The organism is Candidatus Gastranaerophilales bacterium (assembly GCA_028696075.1).
GTDB lineage: Bacteria > Cyanobacteriota > Vampirovibrionia > Gastranaerophilales > JAILCC01 > JAQVHS01.
The window spans coordinates 50,378-63,408 of record JAQVHS010000010.1; the positions used below are offsets into that span (position 1 = coordinate 50,378).

Sequence of the window (13,031 nt, forward strand, 5' to 3'; positions counted from 1 at the left end):
GTCATTGCGAAAAATGCGAAGCATTTTGTGGCAATCCAGTGGAAAGAAGCTAAGTAGCTGAGAAGCTATTTTTGTCATTGCGAAAAATGCGAAGCATTTTGTGGCAATCCAGTGGAAAGAAGCTAAGTAGCTGAGAAGCTATTTTTGTCATTGCGAAAAATGCGAAGCATTTTGTGGCAATCCAGTGGAAAGAAGCTAAGAAGTTGAGAAGTTGGGATTAGCTTATGTAGGTTGGGCTTTAACCCAACGTCCTGGTTGTCATGCTGAGGAGCGAAGCGAGCTCAGTATCTTGCCAACTTTATGTTTAAACTTCAGGTTGGATAGACCCTGAACTAAATTCAGGGCGACAGTTGTTTTTTAAAGTTGAAGAGCTTGAGAGTTGCCGAATTATAAGACCACCAAACAAAATCCGCACAAAAAAAGCAAGTCCTAAAACTTGCTTTTTAAAAACTTATTATTTATGCCATAGACATAAAGTTTCCGGCTGCTCTGCCTTCTTTGCCACCGGGAGCTTTAACATAAAAAGCATCTTGTGGACCAAGCGCATGGTTTTCACCAAATGGTACAGTCTTCATAAAGAAATTACCTGCAATAGCAGATTGGAGGGAAGGGTCTTTGGTAGGATTGACGCTTGGACCTTCAACTTTACGGACAGGCTGAATACCGGGATTAACCTTTTGTTGTTCAAACGGATTAATCTGCGGAGTAAGCACACCGTACTGTTGTAATTTTACTGTAGCGTCTAAAGCCATGCTAATATACCCGAATTTCTAGTCTTACTAAAATAAAAACGCATCCGCCCTAAAAAATGCCATACCTGCCAAAAACTTAGCAAAAATTTACAATAACAAGACCATTGCACAAATCAGAAAAATTTGTTTTTTCGATTTGCGCACTATTAGTCTTATAAAAGCCCGAGCAGTTATGCCCGGGCTTTCAACTAACTATGGGCAATTATTTAGGAGGGGGAATTTAAATTGAGGATTAATGATTTTCGTAATAAATACGCTCCTTAATCAGCAGGGGCAAAGTTGCATATTCTTTTCCGAATTCATGTTTAATTGCTTTATCCACAGAGTCGTTATCGAAAAACTCACAAAACTCTTTAAAAGCAACTACTAACCGATTTAGACATTCATTGTCTCCGTGTTTAATGGGATTTTGAGCCGCACCGCTAAATTTAGCAGAGCCGGTTTCCTGTTTAGAAATCTTCTTTAACATAACACCTATTTACCTTTTACCTTCACATTCTAATAAAGTATTTTGTTATAGAAAAATTGCCTTTATTTTTGTAAACATTTTTAAACAAGCCAGTTAACACTACACCTCTTCATCATTTTTAAAAAACAACCTGTTATGCTGAACTTGTTTCAGCATCTGTCCAATAGGCTCATCAATTCGCCTGTTCCCTTTGTCAAACAAATTCAGAGTGACACCTCTCAACCTCTTAAACCTAATCCTAGCTCTCTCAGCTTCTAAGCTTCTCAACTTCCTAGCTTCCTTCCCACCCCTTAAGCTTAATCTATACCCTAGATCAATGGTAAAATCACTCAACTTATGAGAAAATTACTTTTTACGTCTGACATTATTGTAAAAACCCAAGCTATTCCAAAGAATTTCCCAAAAGAGCGTATCTTTGTATATCTTTTGGTACATCAGGATTTTCTTGAATATCTTTATACAACTAAATCAAGACAGCATATTTCTCTTTTTGAACCAAGACTGCAAAGATAAATAACTTATTAATACTCCTCCACCAAAAACGACATATAAAAGAACACCAATGTCTATGATTACATAAATAATTGCAAGACATAACAAATCTGTTATCAAGGCAGCTAAAAATACTCTTTTTCTAAATAATTTATCTGACTTAAATCTTTCAAAAAAGACATTATCCTTTGAATATTTATTCTTTATTATATAAATTACTGAGAAAACTTTAGTTTTAAGAAAAGTTGATAAAAAAATCATAATTATGATCCAACTAAAAACAATCGAAGAATCTGCTCTATCGTCAAAAATCAACCAACCTAGCAATAAAGAACTAACTACTAATGGTAATATATTTGTTGCTAACAATAAATTAAGCACAATAAACGACACATATTCTACAACTTTTAAAACCTTATTCATAATCTATATTATACAAAGAAACAGACAATTTGCACATGATATACAAATTGTCTGTTATTATAGTTTATCTTGCAAAATTGCATTTTTATGCAATTGACAAAGCAAACTGGTATGTTACAATACCAAGTGAGGGCTTCAACTAGGACTAGTATTGTGGTACTGGCACCGATTGGGGTCCCTCACTTTTTTTTATTATACACTGCCTTCAATAATTCCTTGTTACTAAGATCGGTACGTGTATCATTAAAGATAATTTTGCTTAATCTAGTATGTATTGAACCCTAACAAACCCTAACATTTTGTAAAAAATATGTTATAATAATTAAGCTAGGGTAGACCTCGTCTAATCAACGTTAGCTTACCCTAGTATTTGTTTGTTAATCCCTATTTTTAAAAACCCAACAAACTCAGGGCTTGAGCCAATCTTCTGCGGTATAGAACTACCTATCATCAATAGACATATGTAAATTCTAATGTTATAATTTTTTCATATGAACAACATTAAAAAATAAGCAGTATAATTTTAATTATTAGCTCATTAATTTTGGGTAGTTTTGTAATAGCAATAGGAATAGTATCATTGACGAGCATAATTATAACCATAAACCAACTGATAAAGGGGTAACATTGAATAATATCTTAAAATTCGCCTTATATTTAATTTTATATTGTATATCATGGATAATTATACCTTTTGCTACTGAAATATTGACAGAAAGATTAGTACAGTTTATTCATTTTCAAGAAATATGGATTTTTATTACTATTTTTATAACATTTTCAACTTTGCTGTACTTACCATTGATTTATTTCACTTTCTTACAAATTAAAGAACAAAATAAAAATAAATGGAAAACCGCATATATGATTTTTAGCATTATAACAACAAGCTGCTTTCCATTTATAATAATTTTTACATCTTATTTTATCTATACCCTAGATCAATGGTAAAATAACTCAACTTATAAGAAAATTACTTTTTACGTCTGATATCATTGTAAAAACCCAAGCTATTCCAAAGAATTTCCCAAAAGAGCGTATCTTTATATTCTTCTGGTACATCAGGATTTTCTTGAATATCTTTATATACTTTTTTCAATAATTCCTCGTTACTAAGGTCAGGATACTGCTTGTACAACCGCCTTCCTAATTCATTGTTACGAAGATCAATGGGTGTATCATTTTCTTTTAATCTAAGCAAATCGTCGACTTCTTTAAAATTCCCCAACAAACGAGCTTTAGATGGAGAACCTATAATATTTGACATTAATGCACTCCCTGCCCTATGTCTCAAAGCATTCCTATGCTCCATAGGGACATTCTCTTTTATAACAAATTCATTAAGCATAGGGTCTATTATCTCTCTTTTTTGTCTACGTCTTTCAACATTATTTTTTAATTCTGTTATAAAATCCATCAAAGATATTTTATCGGTAGGACCGAACCTTTCAGAATATTCCTTTTGGCGTGCATTCTCAATATCATTAGAATACCTGTTAGACAACAAATTATTATACAAAAAAGCATCGTTTGCAGAAGATGCTCTATTAGACCAATCTTTGCTATACTTAGACTCCAGCATTTGTTGATATGTATTTTCATTTATTTGTGGCTGCTGTTGAGCATAATTCTCAAAGTCAAACCCCGGCTCTTGTGAAGGGTCATACGGCGTTTGAGGATAAAATACAGGCTCCGCAGGCGGACGATATCCGCTATTTTGCGGTCTTTGCGATTCGAACGCTTTATTGTAATTCTGACGCAAAGAATCATCATATCCGTAAACATATCGCGTATAAGGGTTATAATTGTAGTTATAATCAGGCTCGGGCGCTTCTTTTCTCGCTTGATAAAACTCCTCTGCCTCATTATTTTTTATAGGAGCAGGCGGCGTTCTGTAATAATCCGGAGTTGACATTGGTTCCATCGACATTGGTATTTCAGCATTTCCGTAATTTTCATAAAACTTTGCTGCCATTTCATCAAGCTTTTGTTTTTCTATTGCAGCCTCTTCCTGCATATTATTTACTTCAAATACGTGTTGGCGATACGCTGCCTGCCTCATATCGCTAACATCAGTATATAGAGGTTGAGCTTCAGGATAATCTTTCAAAGATGAACCTATATTATTTTTTATATCGTTAAACAGTTCCACTTGATTTATTCCGCTTCCTGTGTGTATTGCTTTGGCTAATGATATTCCGTCGGTTGCCAAAAGTTCTAAGAGATTAAGCTGTTTAGGCTTCTTCTTTTTATCTTCCTCATCCTCCTCTTCATCAGGATAGTCGCGATAGTCAGGGGGCGGAACTCTTCTCTCCTCATACTCAACTCTTCCTTTCAGTATATCATCTTTACCATTCTCTGAAGGCGAGGGTTCTTCGGGTATTGTTTCAGATTCATCGGCATAGGCATTTTGGGTTGTCCTTGGCTTAAACAAAATACCAAATGGCGAAGGAAAATTCTTACCCGCTTCAGAACCCCAATCATGGTAAGGGGTAGGGTCTTCCTCTTCATAAGGCATAATACCTTGTACTTGAGGAGTATTCATAGGCACTGCAATATTATTTGCAGAAGGTTCTGCCTGAAAATTATTGAAATTTCCGTTCTTAAATGCTCCTTGTTGTAATTTAGGTTGATTTGTAGAGTTATCAATATTTATTTCATATCGTGGAGTTGCATCGTTTATAAATACAACTTCTCCGCTTTGGGTATAATTTTTTGCCTGATTTACCGATGGGATTCCATAAACCTTATTTTGCTCATTAATATTATTCCAGTTTGCTTTTAACTCCTCTACCGGCATTAAATCTATATCCTCTTTTGTATAAAGTCGTCCTGATGCGCTCTGTGACGCAAAATTTTGTGTGTTTGAGCCTTTTTCATAGCTCCTTTGGGATAATCGCTTCAATTTATCCATATAGTAATTTCCCATGTTTTCCTCCTATATTTTAGTAATGTTAAAAAAAGCCGTGTTTATCCACGGCCTTTTATTTTTTCAAAATACCACTTAACTTTTTTACGGATAAAATTCTCTACATCATCGGACTGCACCTCAGGATAGGGCGGCAGATAGACAATATCTATTTTGCCTGTACTTGAGGTTTTTGGGTTACGTTTCCCAAACCCGTAATGTGTTTGAATAGTTTGCCAGGTATCCAAATTCAAGCTGTATTTGTCCGCCAAATAAGCTCCGAGTTCAAATCCCGCCTCGCATTGTTTTTGAGTTAAAGGATAATTCCCCTTGTTGTATCTATCCACGAAGCCAAGCATACCGGCAAAAGCAATCCCAACAGAGCCAGTATTGCCGCCGCCCGTGTGCGCTGCGTATTGATTTTGGATGCAATTTTTATTATTTTCAGGTTTAAAAAATCCATTATGTATTACTCCTTTGTCATCAATAATATAGTGGTAATGCTGTTTATCACAGACAGACGGGTGATAAGTCCCCGCACTCCAATGGTAAATAATTCTTTTCATACACTACCTCTTAGCAAGTTCAATAATATTTTGGTTAATTGTGTTGATGTTATTTTCAATTTTAGAAATTTTATCTTTAATATCTTTTAAATCATCCTTTTCATCACACTCATGCCTGCACAATTGGTCTTCGATATTTTTAATTTTGACGGTCAGATAAACCAAAACCGTAACGAAAACCAAGTCCATATATCCCGCAAGAATAGGATTACTTAAAAGAGAAACTAAAATATTTTCCAAATTCAGACCTCCTTAGAAAAAGAGGAGGGCAAAGCCCCCCTCAAAAAATCCCAACTCAAATAAGCTAAGCAGCATTCACTACTAATTTAGCTAATTGGTTGGAGTTAACGGTAAGAGCACCGTAAACATACAATCCTCTTACGCCTGTTCCGAATCTGGCTTCAAATCTGATATCTTCAAGCTTGGCAATTTGACCTGCAAAGCTTATAGAATCGGAAATACCTGCCATAACGTAAGTTTTACCGGCAACGGGAGCAAGGTTTGTACAAACCAAAATATCCATACCGGCAATTTTAGCAATAGCACCGTCACGAATAGTAGCATCACCTTTTTCGGAAGCGTGAGTAAACTCAGGTGCTTGAATAAGTGCAGCTTCTATTTCAGGGTTAATAACACACCAGGGATTTTTGCCTGTAGAATCAACCGCATTGTTGACTTTTAAAACTTTAGCAAGTTCAACAAACTTTTGATAAACTGTTGATTTATCAAGAGTATAACCGTCGGCTGATACTATATTTCCTGAAGGAACATCTGCATGTTTTCCAAGAAGAAAAGTATCTTTAGCTAGAGCGATTGCAGTTTTCGCCTTGTTAGTGTAACCGTCTATTAAGTCCACATCAGATTGAACTTTTTCAATATCAGGCACATTAATAGCAAAATATTTTTTCTGATCCAAGACCAAAGTCGAACTTGAGCCTTCAGGAATTTCATAAGTAATATCATCAGAGCCGTAATCACGAACTGTAACATTACCTATAGTAGGGATATGAACAGTATCGCCGGCATTTTTGATTTCACCTTCGTATTTTTTGTTAACACAAGTATCCATAACCCCTGTATTGTCAAAACTTGTATTTAAGATTTTTGACCACATTTCGGGTACAAATTCACTGTAATTTACCATTTAAAAATTCTCCTATCTAATTTTTCTACTTGTAAACTGCTCTAAAATAGCTGCCCGATTTTTTCTAAACTCCTCAGGATTCATATTCTTAATTTCCTCAATCGAGTAGATTTTCTCAGCCATTGAAGGATGGTTTAAACTCGTTGCAGAAGTAAGTTTTTGACGATAAGACTCGTTTTCGTTTTTCAAACTGAGTTCGTTTTGAATTTCCTCCCTCAAAGAAACTTCTAAAGAATTAACCATATCCCTGATACCTTCCAGCTCATTTTTAGAAAGTTTTGAATAATTCTTATCTAAAAACGCACTCACAGGTTCAAGATATTTTTTCGTTTTTAACTCCTCAGAAAAAAACTCTGAAGGTGCAACCAAATCAAGCGGTTTACTTTGTTTTTGCTGCTGCATTTGCAAGTTCATTAGAGCAAACTCTTTGTTAAAAAAGTTCTGCAAATCATGCTCCATTTTCAATTTTTCGGACTGCCCGATTTTGCCTGAACGCCTTGCATATTCCAAAGCTTCTAATTCTTGCAAATAAGCGGCTTTAAGTTTTTGCTCCTGAGCATAAAAGTCAACCTTCGGCTGCTCAGGTACATTTATCGGGGATTTTTGCAAAGCAAATTCTTCCCCTTTCTTTAATTTAGCAAGCTCTTGCGCTTGCCTGGTATAAAGAGATTGAAGTTCTTTGTAAGACTTAGCCTGATCTTCAACACTCTTAAATTGCGGTAAAAGATAATCTATCATAGCTTCTTGAGTTTTAGGCACTTCAGCCTGATTAGATTTTTTACCGTTTTTTAGCGCATTTTCACGTTCCAACTGTGCGGCATATTCCTCTAAAGGGTTGTTAGCCTTTTCTGAAACGGTTTGCTCTAAATTTAATTTTTCTAAATTGTCCATTAAATTCTCCCTATTAAAATGATGCTAATAAACCAGCCATAGATGATCCGGCTAACAAAGGATTAGCAGTAGCCGTACCTAATACAGCTCCGCCGGCAGAACTAACCAGTGAAGCAATATTAGGGCTTGTTGCAGAACTGCCGGCTAATTCTGCTTTATATTTTGACCACAAATAATCATTGTAGCTGTTGTTATAACTCGAGCCCAAAGCTGAAATAGCAGACAAATAATTATTTTGGGTATTGCCCGCTCCATTGATCCCGTTTTGCAAATAATTCAAATAGTTATAACGGTTACTCAGTTCATTTTGTTTCAGTGTATCCATATTTGCCACATAATTGTTTGCAATATCTGCATAAGCCTGCTGTCTTGTTTTCTCAATATCATTTTGCCTGTCTAAATAAGCAGTACTGTCAAGCGTTCCTAATCTTGCAAAATAGTCCTCTCTTGCCGAACGTGCAGCGGGCTCATACATAGAATCAAAATAACCCACAGCCGACTGTTTTTGAGCATTAGCAATATTTTCCCACTGGTTTACAAGTTCAGGTGAAAAAGTATTAATTCCTTTCTCGTATTCAGATAATTGATTTTTCAAATAACTTTTCCTTGCCTGGTCTTCTGCTGATGTAGCTACATTTGTAACATAAGCTTGCAATACAGGGTCATAATAATTTGATGCAAGCGTTTGGCCGTCCTGCTGAATATAAGTCGGTACAAACTTATACTCAGGAACGTCCGGTGTAGAATTTCCACCCATTTTTTCCTCCTGTGTTAATAATGTAAAATTTTTTTGGCATAATTTTAAAACCTATGCCGTGTTTTCTGCAGCTCTCTTCTGCAGTTTAAAAAACTATGCGAAAGGCATATATAATAAGCAGTATATGGAATTTCCTTGCTACACTTATAACATTTTCAACTTTGCTATACTTACCAGTGATTTATTTCACTTCCTTACAAATTAAAGAACAAAATAAAAATAAATGGAAAACCGCATATATGATTTTTAGCATTATAACAACAAGCTGCTTTCCATTTATAATAATTTTTATATCTCGTTTCATCTATCTCATAGATCAACTCGATTGGTAAAATCACTCAACTTATAAGAAAATTACTTTTTACGTCTGATATCATTGTAAAAACCCAAGCTATTCCAAAGAATTTCCCAAAAGAGCGTATCTTTATATTCTTTTGGTACATCAGGATTTTCTTGAATATCTTTATATAACTAAATTAAGACAGCATATTTCTCTTTTTGAACCAAGACTGCAACGATAAATAACTTATTAATACTCCTCCGCCAAACAAGAGATAAAAAAGAATACCAGGACTCTTTATAACCAAATAAATACTTAAAATACATAACAAATCTGTTATCAAGGCAGTTAAAATGACCCTTTTTCTAAATAATTTATCTGACTTAAATCTTTCAAAAAAGACATTATCTTTTGAATACTTATTTTTTAGCATATAAATTATCGGGAAAATTCTATTTTTCACGTAAATGGATAGAAAAATCATAATTATTATACCGATAAAAACAACAAATATATCGGTCTTATCATCAAAAATTATCCATCCAAATAACAAAAGCCAAATCATAATTGGCAATATATTTGTTGCTAACAATAAATTAAGCAAAGCAAACGATACATATTCTACAACTTTTAAAACCTTATTCATAATCTGCATTATACAGAGAAACGGACAATTTGTATATGATATACAAATCGCCTGTCTGATAAAACTCTATTCTTTGATCAGGGATAGCACTATCTGTCATCAATAGACATGTATAAATTCCAATGTTATAATCAGGTGATGGACAAAATAAAAAAATTAGTTCAAATTTCAATAATCACCCTATCTATAATAATAGGCTTAGCTATATGTATGATTGGTTTAACTATAATAGGCATCATATTACTTCTATTATTTATTAAATTTTTAGGAATTTTCCATGTCTAATTCATATAAATTTTCAATATATTTCATTTCTTATATTCTATTATTTCCAATTATATTAAAGTATTTAACTAAGTTTCTTTTAAATACACACAAATATGATATTTTTATAATAATTTTTATTATTGAAATTTTAATTATACCTCTTGCATATTTTACGTTTCTACAAATAAAAGAAAAAAATAAAACTAATTGGGAGAATTTTTATATGTTCTTTAGCATTATTTCTACGATTTGTTTAACTTTTGTAGTCTTTTTTATCAGTATTTTATATTTTATGTCACAAATTTTTGGAAATGACTAATATTACAAATATTCTTTATAAAAGGCAGGTTTTATAAAAACCCTGCCTTTTTAACTCTAAAAGTTTAATTTATCAGAAATAGGCTTTAAAACAGGACTCACATAATCAGTAGAATTAAATATATTCTGCCAATAAATATCATCATGATAACCTAGCGGTACATCAGGATTTTCTTGAATATCTTCATACACTTTTTTCAATAATTCCTTGTTACTAAGATCGGTACGTGTATCATTAAAGATAATTTTGCTTAATCTAATATGTATTGAACCCTAACATTTTGTAAAAAATATGTTATAATAATTAAGCTAGGGTAGGCCTCGTCTAATCAACGTTAGCTTACCCTAGTTTCTAATTATTAATCATTTGGGCTTTTCTTAGAAATATGGTAAATTTTATCTCCGCTTTGAGTTTCTCCTACCAAATAATCTTCGCCTTTATACCGTAATCTATGGAATTTGATTATCCCATCTCTTCTAGGATGATTCAAAACTTCTTCTCCAACATATTTAGCCTTTTTTATATTTTCTCTTAAATCGGAAAAGTTTTTAACATTATTTGGTTGTTGATTTATAGTTTCTCTTAGTCCATCACCATAAAATTTTACTTCGCCAAGATCTTTTCTATTAACGCTGGTTTGCTGAACATAATTTTGATAATACTTCTTGCCGAATTTTCTAAGTTCCTTGCGTTCTGGAGTACTCAGTTTTTTCACATCAGCGTAATTTTTCAGCTCATTACCATCCCAGGCTCTTTTGCCAGCACCAAATAATCCACCTGTAGCGCCGCCTATTGCAGCTCCTCCTAAGGCGCCCAACGCAATGTTCTTAGCAATATCGGGTACATTCTCACCACCACGGATAGACCTTCCCGCATCTTCCACTGCACCTCCCACAGTTCCTGCGGCAGTTCCTTCTGCTATTCGGTTTGCAAGAAATCTTCCCAGTGCCGGGGTTAATGCTGGCGCTAATACTTTTGATCCTATTTTCATAGCTCCGCCTACAGGTACACCTGCACTTGCTATTTCAAGCGCACCGCCTGCCCATATCTTTGCCAGCTCCCTCTGCAACTCTTGCTCATACTGCTGCCTCAAAGCTTCATGATACGCATTAATCTCATCCACCTGTTGCTGTTTGGCATAATTCTCAAAGTCAAACCCCGGCTCTTGTGAAGGGTCATACGGCGTTTGCGGGTAAAATACAGGCTCCGCAGGCGGACGATATCCGCTATTTTGCGGTCTTTGCGATTCGAACGCTTTATTGTAATTCTGACGCAAAGAATCATCATATCCGTAAACATATCGCGTATAAGGATTATAATTGTAGTTATAATCAGGCTCTGGCGCTTCTTTTCTCGCTTGATAAAACTCCTCTGCCTCATTATTTTTTATAGGAGCAGGCGGCGTTCTGTAATAATCCGGAGTTGACATTGGTTCCATCGACATTGGTATTTCAGCATTTCCGTAATTTTCATAAAACTTTGCTGCCATTTCATCAAGCTTTTGTTTTTCTATTGCAGCCTCTTCCTGCATATTATTTACTTCAAATACGTGTTGGCGATACGCTGCCTGCCTCATATCGCTAACATCAGTATATAGAGGTTGAGCTTCAGGATAATCTTTCAAAGATGAACCTATATTATTTTTTATATCGTTAAACAGTTCCACTTGATTTATTCCGCTTCCTGTGTGTATTGCTTTGGCTAATGATATTCCGTCGGTTGCCAAAAGTTCTAAGAGATTAAGCTGTTTAGGCTTCTTCTTTTTATCTTCCTCATCCTCCTCTTCATCAGGATAGTCGCGATAGTCAGGGGGCGGAACTCTTCTCTCCTCATACTCAACTCTTCCTTTCAGTATATCATCTTTACCATTCTCTGAAGGCGAGGGTTCTTCGGGTATTGTTTCAGATTCATCGGCATAGGCATTTTGGGTTGTCCTTGGCTTAAACAAAATACCAAATGGCGAAGGAAAATTCTTACCCGCTTCAGAACCCCAATCATGGTAAGGGGTAGGGTCTTCCTCTTCATAAGGCATAATACCTTGTACTTGAGGAGTATTCATAGGCACTGCAATATTATTTGCAGAAGGTTCTGCCTGAAAATTATTGAAATTTCCGTTCTTAAATGCTCCTTGTTGTAATTTAGGTTGATTTGTAGAGTTATCAATATTTATTTCATATCGTGGAGTTGCATCGTTTATAAATACAACTTCTCCGCTTTGGGTATAATTTTTTGCCTGATTTACCGATGGGATTCCATAAACCTTATTTTGCTCATTAATATTATTCCAGTTTGCTTTTATAACTCCTCTACCGGCATTAAATCTATATCCTCTTTTGTATAAAGTCGTCCTGATGCACTCTGTGACGCAAAATTTTGTGTGTTTGAGCCTTTTTCATAGCTCCTTTGGGATAATCGCTTCAATTTATTCATATAGTAATTTCCCATGTTTTCCTCCTGTGTTTTAGTAATGTAAAAATTTTTCGGCATAATTTTAAAACCTATGCCGTGTTTTCTGCAGCTCTCTTCTGCAGTTTAAAAAACTATGTATAAAGTACATAAATAGACATATATAAACTATAATGAAAGCTAAATAAAATATGGAAATAACAATCGCTTGAAAAAAAATACGGGTTATAATAAGATAAGTGTACAAATGCGGATGTAACTCCTTGGTGACGAAGGAAACAACGTGGCTTGTCCACATACTACCAATTGAGTTACAATTTTGAAAAATGAATATTAGTCACTGATATGCCAGCACTTTGCCAAAAGCAGCTACATACTTAAAAATCTGTCATGCTGAACTTGTTTCAGCATCTAATATAGTAAAAATAAGTGCTAAACCTTAAGTGATTGAAAAAATAACATGCGGATGTAACTCCTTGGTGACGAAGGAAACAACGTGGCTTGTCCACAGACTGCCAATTGAGTTACAATTTTGAAAAATGAATACTAATCACTGACATACTAGCACTTTGCCAAAAGCAGCTAAAAATAAGTGTACAAATGCGGATGTAACTCAATTGGTAGAGTACCTGCCTTCCAAGCAGGCTGTTGCGAGTTCGAGCCTCGTCGTCCGCTCCATTTCTGAAAAGACACCTTAGAGTGTCTTTTTTT

General features: G+C 34.7%; 13 protein-coding genes and 1 tRNA gene. 1 reads left to right on the forward strand and 13 read right to left on the reverse strand.

The window, feature by feature from the left end; genetic code table 11:
- Positions 1–458 precede the first annotated feature (458 nt).
- From PHX18_07165 to PHX18_07225, 13 genes are all read right to left on the reverse strand, one after another.
- Positions 459–752, reverse strand: coding sequence for a hypothetical protein (locus PHX18_07165; protein MDD3594390.1), 294 nt, complete (start codon positions 750–752; stop codon positions 459–461).
- Between the two features lie 232 nt (positions 753–984).
- Positions 985–1,221, reverse strand: a complete 237-nt coding sequence (locus PHX18_07170; protein ID MDD3594391.1) for a hypothetical protein — start codon at positions 1,219–1,221, stop codon at positions 985–987.
- Between the two features lie 468 nt (positions 1,222–1,689).
- Positions 1,690–2,136 (reverse strand): hypothetical protein, encoded by a 447-nt coding sequence (locus tag PHX18_07175; GenBank protein MDD3594392.1) that lies wholly within the window; start codon positions 2,134–2,136, stop codon positions 1,690–1,692.
- Positions 2,137–3,109: 973 nt separating this feature from the next.
- A complete protein-coding gene (locus PHX18_07180) occupies positions 3,110–5,065 on the reverse strand; it encodes a hypothetical protein (protein ID MDD3594393.1) in 1,956 nt (651 codons plus the stop codon).
- Positions 5,066–5,106: 41 nt separating this feature from the next.
- Positions 5,107–5,610 (reverse strand): N-acetylmuramoyl-L-alanine amidase, encoded by a 504-nt coding sequence (locus tag PHX18_07185; protein ID MDD3594394.1) that lies wholly within the window; start codon positions 5,608–5,610, stop codon positions 5,107–5,109.
- Between the two features lie 3 nt (positions 5,611–5,613).
- Positions 5,614–5,850: a hypothetical protein gene (locus tag PHX18_07190; protein ID MDD3594395.1), complete on the reverse strand. Its 237-nt coding sequence runs from the start codon at positions 5,848–5,850 to the stop codon at positions 5,614–5,616.
- Between the two features lie 64 nt (positions 5,851–5,914).
- Positions 5,915–6,754 carry a hypothetical protein gene (locus PHX18_07195; GenBank protein MDD3594396.1) on the reverse strand — a complete coding sequence of 280 codons (840 nt, stop codon included), beginning with the start codon at positions 6,752–6,754 and terminating at the stop codon, positions 5,915–5,917.
- Between the two features lie 12 nt (positions 6,755–6,766).
- On the reverse strand, positions 6,767–7,645 hold the full coding sequence (locus PHX18_07200) for a hypothetical protein (protein MDD3594397.1): 879 nt from the start codon (positions 7,643–7,645) through the stop codon (positions 6,767–6,769).
- Between the two features lie 13 nt (positions 7,646–7,658).
- Positions 7,659–8,402 carry a hypothetical protein gene (locus PHX18_07205; GenBank protein ID MDD3594398.1) on the reverse strand — a complete coding sequence of 248 codons (744 nt, stop codon included), beginning with the start codon at positions 8,400–8,402 and terminating at the stop codon, positions 7,659–7,661.
- A gap of 476 nt (positions 8,403–8,878) precedes the next feature.
- On the reverse strand, positions 8,879–9,328 hold the full coding sequence (locus PHX18_07210; GenBank protein MDD3594399.1) for a hypothetical protein: 450 nt from the start codon (positions 9,326–9,328) through the stop codon (positions 8,879–8,881).
- A 642-nt stretch (positions 9,329–9,970) separates the two neighbouring features.
- A complete protein-coding gene (locus PHX18_07215) occupies positions 9,971–10,105 on the reverse strand; it encodes a hypothetical protein (GenBank protein ID MDD3594400.1) in 135 nt (44 codons plus the stop codon).
- A gap of 167 nt (positions 10,106–10,272) precedes the next feature.
- Complete coding sequence (locus PHX18_07220) at positions 10,273–11,973, reverse strand: hypothetical protein (GenBank protein ID MDD3594401.1); 1,701 nt, start codon at positions 11,971–11,973, stop codon at positions 10,273–10,275.
- A gap of 236 nt (positions 11,974–12,209) precedes the next feature.
- Positions 12,210–12,359 (reverse strand): hypothetical protein, encoded by a 150-nt coding sequence (locus tag PHX18_07225; protein ID MDD3594402.1) that lies wholly within the window; start codon positions 12,357–12,359, stop codon positions 12,210–12,212.
- Positions 12,360–12,922: 563 nt separating this feature from the next.
- Here PHX18_07225 and PHX18_07230 point away from each other — a divergent pair.
- A tRNA-Gly gene (locus PHX18_07230) sits at positions 12,923–12,998 on the forward strand.
- The last annotated feature ends 33 nt before the right edge of the window (positions 12,999–13,031 follow it).